This window comes from Acidobacterium sp. FHG110202_01 (genome assembly GCF_059115305.1).
In genome coordinates this window covers 570,773-590,621 of sequence record NZ_JBZYWJ010000003.1, presented here as the reverse complement: position 1 = coordinate 590,621, position 19,849 = coordinate 570,773, and the positions used below count along the sequence as shown (strand labels likewise).

General features: G+C 56.4%; 14 protein-coding genes. 8 read left to right on the top strand and 6 right to left on the bottom strand.

Features of this window, described 5'->3' with window-relative positions; translation table 11 throughout:
- Positions 1-70 precede the first annotated feature (70 nt).
- Positions 71-1,528, top strand: coding sequence for an adenosine deaminase family protein (locus tag AC5S16_RS08880; RefSeq protein ID WP_493929689.1), 1,458 nt, complete (start codon positions 71-73; stop codon positions 1,526-1,528).
- Positions 1,529-1,534: 6 nt separating this feature from the next.
- On the top strand, positions 1,535-2,806 hold the full coding sequence (locus AC5S16_RS08875) for a glycosyltransferase (protein WP_493929688.1): 1,272 nt from the start codon (positions 1,535-1,537) through the stop codon (positions 2,804-2,806).
- A gap of 219 nt (positions 2,807-3,025) precedes the next feature.
- Here AC5S16_RS08875 and AC5S16_RS08870 read toward each other — a convergent pair whose 3' ends face one another.
- From AC5S16_RS08870 to AC5S16_RS08860, 3 genes are all read right to left on the bottom strand, one after another.
- Positions 3,026-3,226, bottom strand: a complete 201-nt coding sequence (locus AC5S16_RS08870; protein WP_026442269.1) for a cold-shock protein — start codon at positions 3,224-3,226, stop codon at positions 3,026-3,028.
- Positions 3,227-3,459: 233 nt separating this feature from the next.
- On the bottom strand, positions 3,460-5,532 hold the full coding sequence (locus tag AC5S16_RS08865) for a glycosyl hydrolase family 18 protein (RefSeq protein ID WP_493929687.1): 2,073 nt from the start codon (positions 5,530-5,532) through the stop codon (positions 3,460-3,462).
- A gap of 287 nt (positions 5,533-5,819) precedes the next feature.
- Positions 5,820-7,307 (bottom strand): TolC family protein, encoded by a 1,488-nt coding sequence (locus tag AC5S16_RS08860; protein ID WP_493929686.1) that lies wholly within the window; start codon positions 7,305-7,307, stop codon positions 5,820-5,822.
- Positions 7,308-7,493: 186 nt separating this feature from the next.
- On the opposite strand from AC5S16_RS08860, the gene AC5S16_RS08855 reads away from it, so the two are divergent.
- Positions 7,494-8,366 carry a sensor histidine kinase gene (locus AC5S16_RS08855; RefSeq protein WP_493929685.1) on the top strand — a complete coding sequence of 291 codons (873 nt, stop codon included), beginning with the start codon at positions 7,494-7,496 and terminating at the stop codon, positions 8,364-8,366.
- 274 nt (positions 8,367-8,640) lie between these two features.
- Here the strand turns inward: AC5S16_RS08855 and AC5S16_RS08850 are convergent, their stop codons facing one another.
- From AC5S16_RS08850 to AC5S16_RS08840, 3 genes are all read right to left on the bottom strand, one after another.
- Entirely contained in the window at positions 8,641-9,999 is a 1,359-nt protein-coding gene (locus tag AC5S16_RS08850; RefSeq protein WP_493929684.1) for a YXWGXW repeat-containing protein, read from the bottom strand.
- Between the two features lie 215 nt (positions 10,000-10,214).
- Positions 10,215-10,871: a cytidylate kinase-like family protein gene (locus tag AC5S16_RS08845; RefSeq protein WP_493929683.1), complete on the bottom strand. Its 657-nt coding sequence runs from the start codon at positions 10,869-10,871 to the stop codon at positions 10,215-10,217.
- 66 nt (positions 10,872-10,937) lie between these two features.
- Positions 10,938-13,430 carry an endonuclease MutS2 gene (locus AC5S16_RS08840; protein WP_493929682.1) on the bottom strand — a complete coding sequence of 831 codons (2,493 nt, stop codon included), beginning with the start codon at positions 13,428-13,430 and terminating at the stop codon, positions 10,938-10,940.
- 101 nt (positions 13,431-13,531) lie between these two features.
- Between AC5S16_RS08840 and AC5S16_RS08835 the strand changes: the two genes are divergently transcribed.
- From AC5S16_RS08835 to AC5S16_RS08815, 5 genes are all read left to right on the top strand, one after another.
- Complete coding sequence (locus AC5S16_RS08835) at positions 13,532-14,023, top strand: hypothetical protein (RefSeq protein ID WP_493929681.1); 492 nt, start codon at positions 13,532-13,534, stop codon at positions 14,021-14,023.
- A 544-nt stretch (positions 14,024-14,567) separates the two neighbouring features.
- A complete protein-coding gene (gene hemB / locus AC5S16_RS08830) occupies positions 14,568-15,557 on the top strand; it encodes a porphobilinogen synthase (protein WP_493929680.1) in 990 nt (329 codons plus the stop codon).
- Positions 15,558-15,681: 124 nt separating this feature from the next.
- A complete protein-coding gene (gene lpdA / locus AC5S16_RS08825; protein WP_493929679.1) occupies positions 15,682-17,103 on the top strand; it encodes a dihydrolipoyl dehydrogenase in 1,422 nt (473 codons plus the stop codon).
- A gap of 51 nt (positions 17,104-17,154) precedes the next feature.
- Entirely contained in the window at positions 17,155-17,940 is a 786-nt protein-coding gene (gene lipB, locus AC5S16_RS08820) for a lipoyl(octanoyl) transferase LipB (RefSeq protein ID WP_493929678.1), read from the top strand.
- Positions 17,941-18,041: 101 nt separating this feature from the next.
- Entirely contained in the window at positions 18,042-19,661 is a 1,620-nt protein-coding gene (locus AC5S16_RS08815) for a 2-oxo acid dehydrogenase subunit E2 (RefSeq protein WP_493929677.1), read from the top strand.
- Positions 19,662-19,849 lie beyond the last annotated feature (188 nt).

Here is a 19,849-nt window from a genome sequence, read left to right as displayed (position 1 = left end):
CCAGTCGTTGATATTTTGTCTGCTTCTCTTGATCGCCCATCTGTCCTTGGTAGCACAGGCAGCCCCTTCTGTGCGCCAACTGGATGCAGAGTCCCGGACTGCCCGTGCCTTTGACGATGCACGCAAGCAGGGCCCGCTCGCGCTGCGTGCTTTTCTTTATAAGATGCCCAAGGGCGCCGATCTGCATGTGCATCTCGGAGGTGCCGTCTATGCGGAGTCGTGGATACGCGCTGCCGGCGAAGATGGCCTCTGCGTGGACACAACAAAGCTGGCGTTCACGCATCCTGAGCATGGCGCAGCCTGCGGCAGTGGACAGGTTCCAGCAGCAAATGTTCCGCAGAACCAGAAACTCTACGACGCGCTGATCGACGCTTTTTCCATGCGCACCTTTGTGCCTGTTACTGGAGAATCAGGCCACGATCACTTCTTCAATACATTTGAAAAGTTCGGCGGCACAGACAGGCGCCACGTTGCTGAGTGGGTCGACGAGGTAGCCGCGCGCGCCGCTGCGCAGAACGAGCAGTATCTGGAATTAATGGAAACACCCGACTTCAGGCCCGCCGCTGCTCTGGCCGCAAAAGTCGGCTTTAATCCGAACTTCGCGCAATATCGCGATCAGCTGCTGGCGCAGGGCTTCCGCAATCTCCTGCCTGAAGTGCGCGCGCATTTCGACGAGGCCGAAACAGTACGCCGCCAGCGCGAGCACTGCGGACAGTCCGACGCGCAGCCTGCCTGCAATGTTGAAGTGCGCTACATCTATCAGGTGCTGCGCGGACTTCCAAAGGAAGCAGTCTTTGCACAGATCCTCCTCGGCTTCGAGCTCGCATCAGTAGATTCGCGCATCCTCGGCATCAACCTGGTTCAGCCGGAAGACTGTTACGTCTGCATGCGGGATTACCGCCTGCACATGCAGATGATCGACGCCCTGCATACGCTTTATCCCAAAGTGCACATCTCGCTCCACGCCGGCGAGCTCGGGCCGGATATGGTTCCTCCCGATGGCCTCACCTTCCACATCCGCTCCGCAGTCGAGCAGGGACACGCCGAGCGCATCGGTCATGGCGTAGATGTAATGTATGAGACAAATCCCTATGAATTGCTGAAAGAGATGGCGGCTAAGCACGTGATGGTCGAGATCAACTTCACCAGCAACGATGTCATCCTGAACATCAAGGGCGATGATCATCCATTCATGCTTTATCGCAAATACGGCGTGCCTGTAGCGCTTTCAACCGATGACGAAGGCGTTTCGCGCATCGACCTGACCCATGAATATATGCGCGCTGCAATTACATATCCCCTCACCTACCGCGACTTCAAGCAGATGGTTCGCACCGGCGTCGAGCACAGCTTTCTCCCCGGAGCGGATCTCTGGCAAAATCCAGGACAGTCCGTCACGCAATGCCGCAGCCAGTTAGGTCACGACGCTCCCACTGGAGCATGCGCAGCATTCATCCGCTCCAGTGAAAAAGCGCAGCAGGAGTGGGAGCTTGAACATCGCTTTCATCTGTTTGAGGCAAGCTATTAGAAAACCGTGAGAATCGTCTTTTCTACCTTTGGCACATTTGGCGATGTGAACCCGCTCATCGCGCTGGCTCTTGAGCTCAAGCGGCGGGGCCACCAGCCCGTGCTGGCGGTGCCGGCCATGTTTCGTCCAAAGATCGAGCCGCTCGGCATCGAATTCTTCCCCGTCCGTCCCGACCAGGACCAGACCGACAAGGAACTCGTTGCAAAAATCTACGATAAGAAAAAAGGCACCGAATATGGACTGCGCGAATTTCTTTTTCCTGTGATCCGTCACAGTTATGAAGATTTACTCGCCGCGGTGGAAGCTGACGGCGGCGCAGACCTGCTCATCACAGGAGAGCTGGCATACGCCGGGCCCATCGTCGCAGAAAAAACCGGCATACCGTGGGCATCCTATGTGCTCGCGCCATTCTCGTTCTTCTCCGCTTACGATCCGCCGGTTCTGCCGCCTTATCCGACGCTCGCAAAAGCACAGCTTGCTGTTCCTAAACTCGGTCATGTAACCAAACGGTTTGCCCGGCGCGTTACGCGTAAATGGCCCCAGCCGGTCTATGAGCTGCGGCATGAGCTCGGCCTCGATCGCGGAAGAAATCCGATCTTCGACGCCAAGCACTCCGAACACCTGGTTCTGGCGCTGTTCTCGCGCGTACTCGGAGAACCGCAGCCCGACTGGCCTGAGAACACAAAGATCACCGGCTTCGCCTTCTACGATGGTGATGCTGGAAAAACAAATCTACCCCCCGAGCTCGCGAAATTCCTCAAAGCCGGCCCTCCACCCCTTGTTTTCACGCTAGGATCGGCGGCCGTCCTCGACGCCGGCGACTTCTACGAACAGAGCGCCCGTGCAGCTGAGATTCTTGGCATGCGCGCCGTGCTGCTCGTAGGCAATGATCCCGTCAACGTGCCCAAAAGACATCTTCCAAAAAACATCTGTGTCGCCGCCTACGCGCCTTACTCAAAGCTCTTTCCTAAAGCCTCGGCCCTCATTCATCAGGGCGGAGTCGGCACAACGGCCCAGGCCCTGCGCGCCGGCAGGCCAATGGTCGTCATGCCCTATAGCCACGACCAGCCGGACAATGCGCGAAGGGTCCGCCGCCTGGGTGTAGCAAAAATCATCCAGCGCAAGAACTACACCGCAGAGCGCGCAGCCCGCGCTATCCGCATTCTTCTCGAGAATCCCAGCTATAGCGAAAACGCCACAGCCATCCGTCGCAAAATGGAAAAGGAAAACGGCCTGAAGACAGCATGCGATGCCCTCGAAGCACTATCCCGTAGCTAAAACTGCCCTATGAAACCTCTGTGTTCTCTGCGTCCTCTGTGGTGAGGAGTCTTTCCGGCACCGTCTTGGCGATAGATTTTCCTTCCAATTAAGAGAACCCGCGACGCCACGCTAACTATCCCCAAAACAAACCGTCAAAAACCAAAGGCGGACCTCAGCCCGCCTCCACAAAGATGAATCTGGTTTGAACTTGTTTTCGGTTGCGTCCCTGTTTGCGTCTTAGAGCGGCTGAACGTCCGCGGCCTGCCAGCCCTTGGGTCCCTTAACGACGTTGAACTGGACGGCCTGGCCTTCTTGCAGGCTCTTGAAACCATTCGAGACGATAGCCGAGTAATGCACGAATACATCCTCGCCGTTCTGCCGCGAGATGAAGCCGAACCCTTTCGCGTCGTTAAACCACTTTACGGTGCCTTGTTCCATTTGATGCTGTTTCCTGTTTTGAATTGCGCTGGAGCGAATCGGAGCCAACTTCGGCAGAATCTTGCGGCTGGGCGAGGTACTGCTCTTGCCCGGTTCCGTTCTAACGCCTTTACAGTCTATCAGATTCGCCAAAAGAGCCAATCCCGAAGTTCTCTGGCATCCTCTGTGAAAACTCTGCGCTCTCCGTGTCCTCTGTGGTGGAAAGTCCTTAGCATCAGGTTAGCGGACTGGATTTAACGGGAGCCCCCATACCCATGCAGCTGAGGCCCCACCACATTCGAAAACCTGTAATTCTCCCTTCTGTCCGCATCAATCGTCCAGAACATGGCCCCAATCATCTCCGGATAACCTTCCACCTTCCGCAGCTTGTAGTTAGCCCCCGCGGGAGCCTTCCCGGTAATGATGTAATCCATCGCCTTGCTGACTATCTCAGGACTGGTCTCGCCCGTAAGAAAGCCCACCGCAACCTTATTAGGCGGCACCGGCGGAAAAAACTGCTTCTCATCCCCGCCGGCATGAAAACCATGCAACAGCAGCTCCGTCATCGCCGCATGATAGTCCACCCCGCCCGCTTGATACATCTCTCCATCCAACCCCTGCAGCGGCGGCGTGTTGTAGTCCTGTATATCGATAAACGAAAGAATGTCCCTCAGCCCATACGCAATCGGCAGATACGACCCGAACTGACCCCCATAGCCCGGAAATCCCGCCGGAACCTGCGGCCCCTCAGGCACCAGGCTGATCATAAAGTTCGCGCCGAAATGGTCATGCAGCTGCCGCAGGCCTGCAGTCAGATTCACAATCGATGGCGTCGTCGGACGCTTGAAGTCCGTATCTCCCGGATTCAGCACCAGTGACGGCGTCTCGAAGTCGATATCCACGCCATCGAAACCATATTCAGAAACAATATCGCTGACCGAAGAAACAAAATTCTTAACACGAGCCGGGTCATCGAGCTTGAAATACTCCCCGCCGCCTCCCAGCGAGATCATCACCTTTTTGCCCTGCTTCTTCAGCGCAGCAACATCGGCCTTGAACTCCGCAGGATCAAGCCCCGCAGGCACGTTAAAGTGCAGCGTGCCCTCAGTGTCCTTGTCTGGAGTGGCAAACGCCACAATAATCACATCCCACTGCTGCGACACTTCATGTAGCGGGAGCCCATGCCCGGTCCAGTACCCGATCAGCCAGTGCCCGTTAGGCTTCCCGCTCGCTGGAACAGCCGCCACCGTCGGCCCTGAAGGAGCAGCATTCGCAGCAGAAGACATCCCTCGCGCCGGACATGGCTCCGCCGCCGAGGTCAGCGCCTGCGCATCCGGAAAGCTGTACTGGCTGCCAAGACCTTCAGCGGCTCCGGCATACCAGGGCAGCAGCGCCGCGTTCTGCAGATGATACTCACGAGCGACAAAAGCCTTCGATACCGGAACATCGTTCCTCGTGTTCGTATTTGTAGGCGCCAGAAGAAAGTACGTCGTCCCGGCCCCAGTCCCGCCGCAGCCCTTGTTTCCCGGTCGCATCCACGCGGGAAAAGCATTCCCCGGCGCTGTTTGACCATGCTGGATATGAAACAGCGGATCATGCAAAGGATTGTTCACAAATTCAGCAAGTTGCTGAGTGAGCGGCTGCACATCGCTGTCTTCCACCATGGCTGGAGCAGCGTGCAGATACGACCCCAGCACAAACGAATTCCCCGTAGCCGTGTCCACTCCATGCGTGCCCCACGAGCAGCAGATCGTAGCGTCGCCGTAAGCGTAATAGGTCGTATTGCGGGTTACGGCCACAACCAGCTTCCCCTCCTGTTTCGGAAGCTGCTTGAAAAGCTCGCGCTGTACAAACTCGACATCCACGACAGCCAGGGCAGAGCCGCTCTTCTTCGAGGTAAGAACATACCCATAACCCGCGGGCACAGTAATCCTGACCGGCTTCACCTCCGGCTTGCCCAGCAGAGTATGCCATCCTTCGGCCTTCGGAAAGGTAGTCCGCAGCATCGCATCGGCAAACTGCGTCGTGCCGCCGGTGGGAAAAACAAACTTCGAGAAGATCGGCGAGCGCACAACATTCGAAACATCCCCGGCCGCATCCATCACAAAAGGCTTGCCGGCAACGGTCTTCGATTCAAAGGAGAGCGCAATCGGCACAAGCACGGTAGGAATCGTAGTCGTGCGTCCCTCGCTCGGGGAATTCCCTGCCAGCGTATACGAACTCTGCCCTACAACTTGAGTAAATGTAGGGATCGTACCCTGCGTGCCTTGTGCGGAAACAAAATCGAGAGACAGAAAAAAAAGAAAAGAAAGGAGGATGGATTTCATTATCTGCATCACATCCAACTCAACGCAGAATGTCAATTGCTGTCATCCTGAGCGTAGCGAAGGATCTGCTTTTCTCTCCTGACTACAGGACATTTATTTTGGCTGGGAATAGTTTCAGGTGCAAAGACTTTGTGAAACCTCTGTGTCCTCTGTGACCGGAGCCTGCCCAGAGCGGAGCCGAAGGGTGGTGAAAGATTTTTCTTCGCGAAAACTTGGCGGCCTTAGCGTCTTGGCGGTAGATTTTCACCAAAAATCCCGTGAAAACCACGGATGCCGGAAGAAAGCCCTTACTTTCCGCCCTGAGGCTGATCCGCCTGCTTCGTCTGGATCTGGGAAGGCTTCCCGCCCTGAAGATAAGTCTTGTACTGCGTATCGACAATCCCAAGGTTCCGCGCCAGTCCCAGCTTTGCCAGGTTGAACTGCCGCACGCTGTCCACATACTGCGCCTGCGCCTGGGCCAGCGTCGACTGCGCCTGAACCACCGGCAGATTATCATCGACTCCCGCTTGAAAGCGGTCCGTCGTCTGCTGCAAAGCAGTTGTCGAAAGATCGACATTGCTCCCGGCCACGCGCACCAGCTCTGCCGTCGACTGCAGGTCAAGCATACTGTCCCGCAGCTGCTGGTCAATCCTGTTTTTCAGGTCAGCAATCTGGGAGCGCACATTACCCAATTGCGCTTCAGTCACATCGCGGTCGCCTCTGAACTTCGCTTCCTGAAAGATAGGAATGTCCAGTGTGCCCATAGCAGCAAACGTGCCATGGTAGGGACCTCCAGAGATTCCGGTCACTCCATAATTGCCGCTGAATTTCAGCGTCGGAATACGCTCATGCGTTGCCGCCTTGCGCTCCAGCTCGGCAAAGCGCAGCTGTTGCAGCAGTGATTGATAATCCTGGCGGCTCGCATAGGCCTCCCGTTTGGCCTCTTCAATATTTATTTCTGCCAGTTCTGAGAAAGGCGCAGCTTCCGTCAGCTGAATTTTCTGCTGCGGGACCACGCCGATCTGCCGCTTGAGCGCAATCTCATCCTTTTCGAGCGTATTCTCCGCATTGATCACCGCTTGCTGCTGCGTCTGGTACTGAACGCGCGCCCGCAGCTCATCGAGATTCGCTGCCGTCCCTGCCTTATGCTGCTCCACCGCCTGGTAGAGAAGAGTCTCATCGGTCTTCAGCAGGGCATTCGCATAATCCAGCTGCGACCGGTCCGCCAGCGCCTGCAGATATGCCGTTCCTACATTCAGGACCACCAGCCCGCGCGAAGACTGCGCGTTGTAATATGCGGATTTCGCGCCCGCCTTCATTGCCCGGTACAGGTCCCAGCCGGCCCAGTTAAAAAGTGTCTGCGATAAGTTTGCCTGCCCTTGCGTAACATCTACTTTCACAATGAAGGGAAAGCTCGCCGCCTCCGATGGAGGAATAAGCGCCGCGAAGGAAGACAACAGCCCGGGACGGAAGCCCTGCGCCTGCAGATTGAACTCATGAACCCCAGTGCCGCCGCTCACATCAAGATTTGGCAGCAGAACATTGAGTGTCTGCGAAGCTTGCGCCTCAGCCGTCTTCTGGTTTTCACGAGCCAGAGTCAAAGCGAGGTTGTTCTCAATCCCAAGCTGGATCGCTTCATCCAGCGCAAGCTGCTTCACATCCGGCGTGTAGGGAACCGCCTGGACACTCCCATAGTAGGAATTCGAAGCCGAATTGTACGGGTTGCTCTGTGCTCCGGCGCCAGCCGTCCCGAAAAAACCGAGAAAGGCCACAGCAGCCCATGCTCTCTTGCTCATTTCAGATATAAAAATCCCTTGAATTCAATCTTTTGGCTCGATTCTTTAGATTACCCGCAGCCACCGAGGTTGCCAAAATATCTTAACTCCCGTTGTATCTTCACCAGATACGCTTTCATCGTACTGTGTGGCGATAAAGCAACAGCCGCCTTTCCCCTGCATCGAAATAACAGGGGAAAGGCGGGTATGCGGATTTTGAAGTTGAATCATTCACACGGCTCAGGCAAACAGGAGAGCAACAAGCAGGCTTCTACCCCGGAACCAGGCCAGGTTTCCCCGGAACTGAATTCTGTCGCTGAGCTTCTCCGCCAGGATCAGAAACTCAGCTCCATCGGTCGTCTCACAGCATCCATCGTCCACGAAATCAACAATCCGCTCGAAGCTGTCGTGAACCTGCTCTACCTCATGGAGCGGGAGCCGGATCTTTCTCCAAAGATGCTCTCTCTCCTGAAACTGGCACAGCAGGAACTTGGGCGCGTCTTTGAGATCAGCAGGCAGACCCTGAATTTTTCCCGCGAGACATCGAGGCCTGTCCCCGTGCAGATGCAGGACCTGCTCGAAGAGGTGCTGGTTCTTTATCAACGCCGGCTGCAGGAAAAGGAAATTCATTTATTCCGCAGATATCATGCGGTGGAGTCCGTTACTGCATTTCCGGGTGAAATGCGCCAGGTCTTCTCCAACCTCATCGCCAATGCTATTGAGGCCTGCCCGGTAGGCGGATCACTCTGGCTGCGCGTTCAGCCCGCCGGCCGCAAAGGAGTGCGCATTATCGTTGCCGATAACGGCAGCGGCATCGATCCGGCTCTGCAAAAAACCCTTGGAATGCCTTTTGTCACCACCAAAGGCCAGCACGGCACAGGCTTGGGTCTGTGGGTAACCACATCGATCCTTGCCCGCTACGGAAGCGAGCTGCAGATCAGATCAGTCTCCAGCGCCGAACGGCACGGGACTGTCATCAGTATCTTTCTGCCTTTCGAGATGCAGAAGCCATCCGCCTTGCCGAACCCACCCGCTACTTCTCCCGGCGACGTTGAACTCACCTGGAAAGCAGCCGGTTAGCCTGTCAAGCCCCTGCGCCGGAATTTTGTTTCTAAACGTCTCATTCCAAAATGAATAGCCTCCCAGATACTTGGCATATCCCACCCCTCCAATCCGTTAAAATAAGAATAGAGAGCAATTCTGGCGCGGCCTTTGCGCGCCCTGGTAGTGGATTCTCCTTCTAACCTATTGAAAACAAACTATCTCCGTACGGAGATTTACCTGTAACCTACTGAAAATAAACGATCTCCGTACAAAACGAGGGGAGGGGTCCCAGAAAGGACCCCTATAGAGGTTAGCGATGTCCACCATGGCCGCCACCACCGTGCGGTTCAGCCGGACGCGCCGGGGAAGGACGAGCCTGCGGCTGAGAGTGGGCTGGTTGAGCCTGGCGTACCATCGGTTGCGGACGCTGCGCCTGCGGATGGGGAGCTGCCGCTTGTGGGCGTGGAGCAGACTGAGCCTGCGGACGTTGCGCCTGTGGACGGGGCTGCGCCTGTGGGCGCTGTACTTGCTGCTGAGGACGCGCTTGCTGGGCCTGCGGACGGGTAGCCGGTTGGGTCTGAGGACGAACCTGTTGCTGCGGCTGTTGCGGTCTCGCTACAGCTCCTGGCTGAGGACGGGCCACATTATTCTGAGGCCGATTCTCCACTCCAGGCGTTGGACGGGTTGTCACTCCAGGCCTCTGCTGCTGGACAGGAGCTGCAGGCCTGTTCTCCGGTCGCGCTACATTCCCCGGTTGTGACTGTCCCGGCCGATTACCTGGCTGTACCACAGTATTCCCAGGACGGTTCAAAGAAGCGCCGTTGCCTGGACGTGCAGCATTCCCAGCTTGCGGCTGCCCTGGACGATTGCCAGGCTGCATAGCAGTGTTTCCCGGACGGTTCAACAGATGGCCGTTGTTTGCCGCACCGCCAGCGGGTCGCGCTGCCATGACATTATTGGACCCGCGGAAATCATTCACCGAAGTCGCCGGACGCGCCATGGCTGCAGCTGCAGGCGCACCGTTGTTTGCCTTGAAAAAGTTGCCGCGGTCCTGCCTTGCAAACTGGGCATGCGACTCCTGAGCCGCGATCGGTCCCATGCGGCGCTCATTGAAAGCAGTCTGCTCACGGCCAGAAGGCCTCATCTGGACGCCGCCCTGTCCGCCGTTATAGCTGACACGGTTGACGTTCACATTGTTGATGACAGTCCTGTTCACATAAACGTTCCGGATCACGGTCGTGTTCACGCGGGAGATGGCCGTGTTGTAGAAGAAGTTGTTTCCGCGCCAGTAGCCGCCTTCATATCCGTTGCCGTAATATCCGAAACCGTAGTTCACGCCGCCATAGAAGCCGATGTGCGGACCCCAGTAGCCTGCATGCCAGAAATAGCCGCCGGTTCCCCAGCCCCAGTAGCCCGGCGTCCATAGCAGGCCTGGAGTAGGAGCAAGAACCCACGTTCCAGGAACCCAGTAATAGTCATAGCCGTCCCACGCCCAGTAGCCAGGTGTCCAGATGTAATTTGGGCCGGGGCAAATAGGCTGGTCATAAACGGGCAGGACTGGGGGTGCAATATTAACGGCGATGCCGATGCTCACTTGTGCAAACAATGGCGCGGAGAGGCTCAACGCCAGAGCTGCGATAAGAATTTGAAGAAGACGTTTTACTTTCATAGCGATCCCTTGCCATCTCTCCTTCGTTGGCCTGAATAATGTCCCAGGTTTCGAGAAGTGATTGGCTTTCTTTCATTTCGTGGGCCCCTCTCCCACGTATTGCTGTGACCCTGATTGTCGGAGGATGTTGCGTCCTCTTCGGTTGCTTATCCAGTGCTGGAATCGCACACAAACCATAAGTCGCACGTTATGAAGAAGAACTTTTTGAAGAGAAATTATTCCTGGACGAAGGCAACCTTTCCAGGCTGGGAAACGCTCGTCGATAATCCTGCGGCTTCGATTGCGGCCTTTACCATCGCATCGAATCCCATGCAGGAATTCAGCATCAGGTGATAGAGGCGGTAATCAGTCCAGTCGCGTCCGTAGAAGCGGCGCACATAGGCCGCGCGGCGCTTGTCTGTGGCGAGAATCTCCTGTTCAGCCTCGTCCGCATGTTCAGGAAAGTTCTGCTGGAACCACGCAATCTTGCGCTTCATCGATGCATGGACAAAGATGTGAAAGACTCCCGGCGTGGTGAGCAAGGCACTGGTCGCTCCGCGCCCGACGATGACGCAGTTGCCGGTCTTTACCTGCTCCTGGAAATAGTTCCGTACGAATTGCACCATGCGCTCAGCATCGAAGACGTCGTTGTCAGCTGTTGCAGGTAGCCGCTCGATCGATCCATGCCAGAAAGCCTTGCCGAAACGGTAGTACCACGGATCGAGCCGCTCATCGCAGCTCTCGGCAAGCTTCTTGGTGATACCGGCCTTGGCCGCGATTTCATCGATCAGGCACTGATCGATGAATTTCCAGTCCAGATGACGCGCCAGGTGATGAGCGAACTCAGCGCCCTGGCTGCCATACTCGCGCTCGATAGTGATGACACGGATCATGGCTTCACTCCGCGTTGCGAGTCGTATCCTAGCATCGGTCCGTTGCGCCGTCCAGACTCAAGGACTCTAGTCGCGCAACTCGACAACAGTCGCGCCCGCGCCGCCTTCCGCCTGGCTCGGCTCGCTGATAGACGCCACATGCGGATGGCTCTCAAGCATGGAGCGAAGCGCCCGCCGCAAAATACCCATGCCGGTGCCATGAACAATACGGATGCGTGGCAGTCCGGCAAGATAGGCTTTGTCGAGAAATTTCTCAACCTCTGCTGTCGCCTCGTCCACAGTTCTGCCGATCAGGTTGATCTCGGGCCGCAGCTCTGGATCAGGGTCTGCAACGGAAACCGAAACACCGCGGCGTCGTGCCGCTTCGACAGGACTTTGACGCACCGGAATGACTTCCGCAATCTCGTCTCGGGTGATGCGCATTTTCATTGGACCAACAGCAACTTCGTAGGTGTTGCCATCGATCTCGCGCTGCACAACACCGGTGCGGCCCAGAGTGCGCAGCTTGACTGTGTCACCAGCTGCCACATGCCGCACCACATGGGGCTGCGCATTGCGGTCGTTTTTGTCCGCTCCAGTCTTATCGGCGACCACAGCGGAGTTGAAGCTTTCCTGGAACTCCCGCCGCAGCCTGGCGATGCGCTGCTCGGCCTGTTTCGAGAGCTTCTGCTGTGCCGCACGGTCATCGATGGCTCGCACCGTCTCGCGCGCCCGGAACTCGAAGTCTTTGAGCAGCGACTGGAGCTTCTGTTCGAGATCGCGGACCTTGGCCCGCCACTCTTTCATGCCTTCGGAGGCAAGCCGGTTGCGCTCGCGTGCCAGTTCCTGCTCGAGCTGCTGCACGCGTCTGCGCTCCGTCTCCAGCTGCTCCAGCTGGTCATGGAGACGGTCGAGAAAGCTGGCGATGTCCTGCGTCTGTGTGTTCAGTTGAGAACGTGCAGCAGCCACGATCTCAGGCTGCAGACCAAGTCGCTGCGCAATGTTGATGCCCGCCGACGCTCCGGGAACGCCGAGGCGCAGTTCATAGGTAGGAGCAAGCGTCTTCTCATTAAAACCAACCGCAGCGTTTCGTACGCCGGCATGGTTGGCAGCGTAGACCTTGAGCGAGGTGAGATGTGTAGAAATGATCGACCACGCTCCGGAACGGAGAAAGTGCTCGGAAATAGCAACCGCAAGCGCAGAGCCCTCTTCAGGATCAGTCGCTGAACCCAGCTCATCCAGCAGCACCAATGAATTAGGTCCGGCAAGCTGTGCAATGCGATTGAGATGGACAATGTGCGCTGAAAAGGTGGAAAGATTCTGTTCAATCGACTGCGAATCGCCGATATCAGCAAGAATTCCATCAAGAAGCGGAAAGACCGCTTCTTCAGCAGGAACAGGAATCCCGGCCTGCGCCATGATCGCAAGCAAGCCTGCAGTTTTAAGCGAAACTGTTTTTCCGCCTGTATTCGGGCCGCTGATGATCAACTGCCGTTCTTCGCTGGAGAGGCCAAGACTAATCGGAACAATCTGGAAAATATCGGGTGCCCCATCCTGCCGCGCCTCTTTTGCGCGGTAGGGTGGGGATGTTTCTCGCAGGCGCTTTTCCAGCAGAGGATGCCGCGCCTTTTTCAGTTCGAATTCGGCTGCCAGCCGCGGCCGTACGCACTCGAAGTCCTTCGCAAAGCGCGCCCTGACCAGCAATGTCTCTACCTCAGCCAGCACAGCTGCTCCTTGATTGATGATTACGGCGTAGACGGCGATCTGCCGCGTCATTTCAAGGAAGATACGATGAATCTCCGCCTGCTCCTCATCAAAAAGGCGCACCAGCTCGTTGTTCAGCTCGATGGTTTCGAGCGGTTCGAGATAGACCGTCTGGCCGCTGGAGCTGGCACCATGAATCACGCCGTTGACTCGCCGCTTTAGTTCACTCTTCACGGGAATGACAAAGCGCTCGCCGCGAATGGTAATGAGATCGTCCTGCGTGCTGCCCTCACCGGAAAGCCGTCGCAATGCCGATCGCAGGCTGTCTTCGATAGAGCGCTGCTGGCGCTCCATTTCGCGCCGGATGCGTCGCAGCTCCGGCGATGCGTCGTCAGCCAGAGTGCCGTCGGGCTGCATCTTGGCGCGCAGCGATTCCACCAGAGGACGCAGATCGCTGGAAAGCAGCTGCGCCGAAAGAGCCTTCAGCTCAGGAATTTGCTCTTGAACACGTTCCGGAGGTACGCGCAGCAGCCCGGTCCAGGCCGAGATGTCTCCGGCAAGGTTCAGTACGTCGCGAATCTCCTCGGCTTCGAGAGCGGCTCCTTCAATGCGTGCTTTGTTGAGCAGGTTGGTCGGATCGAAGAGCGCTCCCAACCCCGGCTGCACGCCCTCTTCGAACAGCAGTCGCATCTCCGTCACAAGGGAGTGCTGACGCTCGATCCACTCCCGATCCGTCGATGGGTTCAATGCGAGAATCCACATTCTTCCAATCGAAGAAACCGCATAACCAGCCAGAAGCTCGAGGAATCTGTCCCACTCGATAACAGAGCGGCTGCAATCCTCAACCGGAGATGGAATTGCCTTAACCAGCGGCATAACCCTATGGTAATTGCGATTTTGAGGAACCGGCTGGCCGCTCCCTGCGTAGCAGGATTCAGGAGGATGGAACGATGTTCTGCTCAGGATGTGGGCAAGCGATGCAGGCCTTCGAACAGGTTTGCCCGAAATGCGGACGGCCAGTGCCTCCCATGCCGGCAGCGCGTCCGCCCTATTATTCGCGCGTGCAGAGGCACATTCAGACATTAGGGATTCTCTGGATCGCATGGGCCGCACTGAACATGGCCGGATGGCTCTTTGCACTTCCTTTTGTCGCTGGAGTCTTTGGCGGATGGGGTGCTTGGGGACCAGGCGGACACAGGTTTTATGCTTTTGGACCAGGCTTCCCATTCCCGCACACAATGTGGCTCCCCGGATTCATTACCGTGCTGGTTTTTGGGCGTTCGTTGCTGGCCATCATCACCGGATTCGGCCTCCTGCGCCGCGCTGCCTGGGGACGGACTCTGGCTCTGATCACCTCGTTTCTCACTCTGATCAAGCCGTTCACCGGAACTGTGCTTTCCATCTACACGCTCTGGGTGCTTCTTCCTGCTCCCTCCGGACAGGAATATGAGCAAATCGCAATACCCTAGAGTAAGCACTTAGCGTAGTGCTAAACGAATTGTCATCCCGACCGGAACCGGGGTCCCCAGACTGCGCGGTTTTCGCAGGCTGGGGTGGTGGAGCGGAGGGACCTGCAGTTTTCTTCCGGCCACACTAATTTCTAATCCGGCATAGCCCCACAGTGTGCCGGAAGAGATGGATGTGTTTAAGGGGAGCGGGTTTCTCTGCCACACAGATATGCCTTGTCAACGATCCCGAAAGTAACATTTTGCGGTAAATTGTTCATCTCAAATGATATTTGTTGCAACTGGCAATGACATGAGATTTCCTCTATTTCTGGTATCCTGAAAAAAGAGCGATATAGATAGAAAAGCCCGCCTGATCTGGCGGGTATTTTATTGCCCGGAATCATGACTTTACCTGAAACCATCCTGTTTTCAATACTTTGCAGAATTTAAAACAGAGGCTGTGTGTTTTCAAAGACTTAACACCTCCCCCCCGGGGGGAGGGGGAGGTGACGTCGCATGAGGAACCATGCAATGTGGGCAGATGAACAGCCCTTAGAATAAAAATATGGAATACCCCATAACCCGCCTGCGCCGCCTGCGCACCAGCGAAGCAATGCGCTCGCTTGTTCGCGAAACTCATCTGGAGCCAGGCGCGTTGATCTGTCCATTATTTATCTGCCCCGGCGAAGGCGTGCGCAATGAAATCAGCTCGATGCCTGGAGTGTTCAACCTTTCCGTCGATGAAGCCCTGAAGGAAGCCGAAGCGGCTGCATCGCTCGGGATCGGGGGACTGCTGCTCTTCGGACTGCCCGAAAGCAAGGATGAAGAAGGCTCCGGCGCATGGCACGACGATGGAATCGTGCAACAGGCTCTGCGCGAATTCAAGAAAAGCTCTGCGCTCAAGAACCTGCTGTTGATCGCCGATGTCTGCCTCTGCGAGTACACATCACACGGCCACTGCGGCATAGTGAAGAAGCACGGCGATTCCTACGAAATTGAAAATGACTCCAGCGTGCAGATCATCGCACGCACTGCGGCCTCTCTGGCAAAGGCAGGAGCCGACATCGTCGCTCCCAGCGACATGATGGATGGCCGAGTGGCTGCAATTCGCGACGAATTGGACGAAGCCGGTCTTGAAAACACTCCTATCCTTTCTTATGCATCGAAATCTGCCTCTGCGTTCTACGGACCATTCCGGGAAGCGGCTGACTCCGCTCCGCAGTTCGGCGATCGTCGCAGCTATCAAATGGATGGCTCAAACCTGCGTGAGGCCATGCGAGAGATTGAACTCGACCTGGCCGAAGGTGCGGACATGCTGCTGATGAAACCTGCAATGCCTTATCTGGATGTCATTCGCGCGGCTCGGGAGCGCTTCGATGTGCCGATGGGCGCCTATCAGGTGTCGGGAGAGTACTCCATGCTGCATGCGGCTTTTGCCAAAGGCTGGCTCGAACCGCAACGGACCATGATGGAGTCGCTGATCTCGATTCGCAGGGCCGGAGCCGGGTTCATCGTGACATACTTTGCGAAGGATGCAGCGCGTGTGCTCGCTTAGACCTGCTTTGCATCGAATCGGCCAGCTGGAACATCTCTCACTCCGCGTACAATGAAATGTTTGGGTTCAGGCGGGATTTCGCTTCAGGCCCATGCGCAAGCTAACCTTTTGAACGGAGCATCCCTTGGCAGAAACCATTTATGACATTGCAATTATCGGTGGCGGACCGGCTGGATACACCTGTGCCATCCGTGCAGGCCAGTTCGGATTGAAGGTCGCCCTGATCGAAAAAGCAGACAAGCTTGGCGGCACCTGTCTGCATGTGGGCTGCATCCCGACCAAGGCTCTGCTCTTCAATGCAGAAGTCTATGACCACCTGCAGCACGCCAAGGACTACGGCATCGAGGTTTCCGGAGAAGCCAAGCTGAACTGGAAGGCGATTCTGGACCGTAAGAACCAGATCATCACCAAGCACACCAAGGGCCTCGACTTCCTGATGCGGAAGAATAAGGTCACAGTCATCCCGGGTTTTGGCAATGTAACCGGTTCAGCCAAGGATGGCATCCACACTGTCGAGGTGAAGGACGCTGCGGGCAAGAACACCCCGCTCAAAGCAAAGAATGTCGTGCTGGCCACAGGCTCCGATGCCCGCATGTTGCCGGGACTCACACCCGACGACAAGATTCTGACCAATATCGAGATCCTCTCGATTCCGCAGATCCCGAAATCTCTCGTCGTGATCGGAGCAGGCGCAGTCGGCGTTGAGTTTGCCTCTATCTTCCGCAGCTTTGGATCTGAGATTACGCTGGTGGAATACCTGCCCCGTCTTGTCCCTGCCGAGGATGAAGACATCAGCAAGGAACTGGCGCGCACTTTCCGCAAACGCGGCATCGACACACATACCGGCGCCAAGGTCGAGAAGGTTGAGAAGACCAAGACCGGGGTGAAAGTCACGTTCACTACTTCCGATGGCAAGCAGGTTGTAAAAGAAGCCGAGAAAGTACTGGTGGCTGTGGGCCGCGCTCCGCGTACCGAAGGCATCGGCATTGAGAAAACCAAGATCAAGCCTGAGAAGGGCTTTATCAAAACCAATGAGTGGATGCAGACTGACGAGCCGGGCATCTACGCAATTGGCGACATCGTAGCCGGCCTGCCGCAACTGGCGCACGTTGGCGCAATGGCCGGAATGGTCGTGGCGGCTAAAGTTGCAGGCAAATATGCACGGCCTATTATTCGTCAGCGGATTCCCGCCTGCACCTATACAGAACCGCAGATCGGCAGCGTTGGTCTTACCGAAGCCCAGGCCAAGGAAAAGGGCTACACCGTAAAGGTTGGCAAGTTCCCATTCTCGGCTAACTCCAAAGCATCGATCGTAAACTCGCATGAAGGTTTCATCAAGGTTGTGAGCGAAGCGAAGTATGAGGAGATCCTTGGTGTGCACATCATCGGCCCGCAGGCTACTGAATTGATCGCCGAAGCGGTCACAGCCATTGAACTTGAAGCTACCGTCGATGACATGTTGTACACGATCCATGCTCATCCAACTCTGGCCGAGGCCATGCTCGATGGATTTGGCAGCGTTGAAGGGCTCGCCATCAACGTTTAACAGGATCACAAAGGCCCGGCCTAAACCGGGCCTTTCAATTTTCGGCAGCAGATGATTCTCTCCATCCTCAATCTCGGCCGTCTCGATTACGCGACAGGCCTTGCCCTGCAAAAAACACTTGTGGAACTGCGCCACCAGCAGCGCATCGGCAATGTGCTGCTCCTGCTTGAGCATCCTCCAGTTCTTACCCTGGGCCGGAATTCCAGTCGCAGCAACGTGCTTGCCAGCGACGAACTTCTGGCCAGGCGCGGTGTCGAGCTGCACGAGATCAACCGTGGCGGCGACGTGACCTATCATGGTCCGGGACAACTGGTTGGCTATCCCATCTTCGACCTGCGCAGCTTTGCGCCGCGTTTAGGCGCGGTCGAGTATGTCCGCAAACTGGAAGAAGTGCTGATCCGCGCCTGCGGCGACTACGGAATCCGGACGCAGCGCGTTGCCGGACGCACCGGCGTGTGGACAATGGCTGGCGGCTCCATTCCAGAAAAGAAGATCGCCGCCATTGGCGTGCATATCTCGCGAGGCATCACTTCGCATGGATTCGCTCTGAATGTGACGACCGACCTGCGCGATTTCAACTTGATCGTTCCCTGCGGCATTACTGACCGCGACGTTACCAACCTGGAACAGGAGACTGAGACACCGCCATCGATGGAATCTGTGATGTATACAGTCGCGCGGTATTTTGGGCAGGTTTTTGATCAGCAGGTACTCTGGCTTGAGTCTCTTGAAGACCTGCTGCCCTCGCCTGCTGCAAGCCCTGCTCAGGACGTGCCTCTGGCTGTTCCTACGGAACTGAAACAGCTGCGAGGTGAGAAGGAAGCGCATTTCGCGTAAACTAAAACGTTTGGCCTGTACGGATTTGCGGCCAGTACCCGGATTTATAATCCAACTTTGTCTCTAACAGAGATTTTTCGAGCATAGCGGAAAGGGAATCCATGCCGACTGATGTCATCATGCCCCAGATGGGCGAGTCGATTTTTGAAGGAACCATCACAAAATGGCTGAAGAAGCCGGGGGACTCCGTTCAGCGTGACGAACCTCTCTTTGAAATTTCTACTGACAAAGTGGACGCCGAAATTCCGTCGCCAGCCGCCGGTGTGCTCTCTGAGATCAAAGTAGCTGAAGGCGCAACTGTCCAGATCAACACCGTGGTCGGCGTGATCAATGAATCTGGATCAGCCACCGCATCTGCTCCTGCCCCTGCGCCTGCAGCATCAAGTCCAGCAGCTGAAGCCAAACCGGCAGCACCTGCCGCTGCGCCTGCTCCATCTGCCAACGGGCAAAAGACAGATATCGTGATGCCGCAGATGGGCGAATCGATCTTCGAAGGAACTATTACCAAGTGGCTTAAGCAGGTTGGTGATACTGTTCAGCGCGACGAACCTCTTTTCGAAATTTCTACTGACAAAGTGGACGCTGAGATCCCGTCACCAGCCGCGGGCGTGCTGAGCGAGATCAAAGTTCCCGCAGGCACAACGGTGCAGATCAACACAGTCGTCGGTGTGATTGGCGGCGCAGCAGGAGCTGCTCCGGCTGGCGCAGCACCTGCTGCGCCAGCAAAAACCGAAGCCCCTGCGCCGGCACCAGCTCCGGTAGCGCCCCAGGAAGCTGCCGGTTTGAAGGAAACGCCGCGCTCTTCGCCACTGGTCCGCAAGATTGCAAAGGACAACGACCTCGACTTGAGCCAGGTATCGGGTAGCGGCGCGGGCGGACGCATTACAAAGACCGATGTTCTTGGCTTCATCGAGAAACACGGAGCAGCTGCACCAGTTTCAGCTCCTGCCGCTACAATTCCTGCGCCTGCTGCAGCAAAACCCGCTGCGTCGGCAGCTCCCACAACTCCTGCGCTTCCGGGCGAGCTGGTTCCGTTGAGCCGCATGCGCTCGATCATTGCGCAGCGCATGGTCGACTCGAAACATACCAACGCGCATGTACATACGATCTTCAAGATCGACTTCACACGCATCGTGAAGATCCGCGAGAAGGAGAAGTCGAAATACGAGCAGCGCAACGGCGTGAAGCTCACTTACATGCCATTTATTTCGCGTGCCGTGATCGCTACGCTGCGCAAGATGCCTATCGTCAATGCTTCGATGGAAGGCGACGCCATCCGCTACCACCAGAACATCAACCTCGGAATCGCGGTTGCGCTGGACTGGGGTCTGATTGTTCCCGTCATCAAGCAGGCGGAGGAGCGCAGCTTTGTGGGCGTTGCGCGTGCCATCGCAGACCTGGCAGACCGGGCGCGCAACAAGAAGCTGAAGCCAGATGAAGTCGGTTCGGGCACATTCACAATTACCAATCCCGGCATTTTTGGTGAGCAGTTCGGCACCCCGATCATCAACCAGCCGGAAAGCGCGATCCTTGGAGTAGGTGGACTCTTCAAGGAGCCAGCGGTGATTACCGATGATTCAGGAACTGACTCGATTGCCATCCGCCACATGATTCACCTGACGCTTGGCTTTGACCATCGCATCATTGATGGCGCCGACGCCGGCAAATTCATGGCAGAGGTGAAGAAGTACCTGGAAAACTGGAGCGAGGATATCGGCTAGGAGGGCCCTGAAGCCCTCCCTCTTATGAGACCGTTCAGGGCTGCCAGCCCCCTCCCCTGGTATTTTGTACGGAGATTGTTTGTTTTCAGCTACTTATGATTTATGACCCGTACGGAGATCCTTTGTTTTCAATGAATTAAGAAACTTGTCTTATACGGGGATCGTTCTTTTTCAATCAGTTACAGAAA

Bases quoted from the DNA above. Each gene is read 5' to 3' on its own strand.
- AC5S16_RS08870 (WP_026442269.1), bottom strand. From the start codon at position 3,226: ATGGAACAAGGCACCGTAAAGTGGTTTAACGACGCGAAAGGGTTCGGC.
- AC5S16_RS08865 (WP_493929687.1), bottom strand. From the start codon at position 5,532: ATGAAATCCATCCTCCTTTCTTTTCTTTTTTTTCTGTCTCTCGATTTT.
- AC5S16_RS08860 (WP_493929686.1), bottom strand. From the start codon at position 7,307: ATGAGCAAGAGAGCATGGGCTGCTGTGGCCTTTCTCGGTTTTTTCGGG.
- AC5S16_RS08855 (WP_493929685.1), top strand. From the start codon at position 7,494: ATGCGGATTTTGAAGTTGAATCATTCACACGGCTCAGGCAAACAGGAG.
- AC5S16_RS08850 (WP_493929684.1), bottom strand. From the start codon at position 9,999: ATGAAAGTAAAACGTCTTCTTCAAATTCTTATCGCAGCTCTGGCGTTG.
- AC5S16_RS08845 (WP_493929683.1), bottom strand. From the start codon at position 10,871: ATGATCCGTGTCATCACTATCGAGCGCGAGTATGGCAGCCAGGGCGCT.
- AC5S16_RS08840 (WP_493929682.1), bottom strand. From the start codon at position 13,430: ATGCCGCTGGTTAAGGCAATTCCATCTCCGGTTGAGGATTGCAGCCGC.
- AC5S16_RS08835 (WP_493929681.1), top strand. From the start codon at position 13,532: ATGCAGGCCTTCGAACAGGTTTGCCCGAAATGCGGACGGCCAGTGCCT.
- hemB (WP_493929680.1), top strand. From the start codon at position 14,568: ATGGAATACCCCATAACCCGCCTGCGCCGCCTGCGCACCAGCGAAGCA.
- lipB (WP_493929678.1), top strand. From the start codon at position 17,155: ATGATTCTCTCCATCCTCAATCTCGGCCGTCTCGATTACGCGACAGGC.
- AC5S16_RS08815 (WP_493929677.1), top strand. From the start codon at position 18,042: ATGCCGACTGATGTCATCATGCCCCAGATGGGCGAGTCGATTTTTGAA.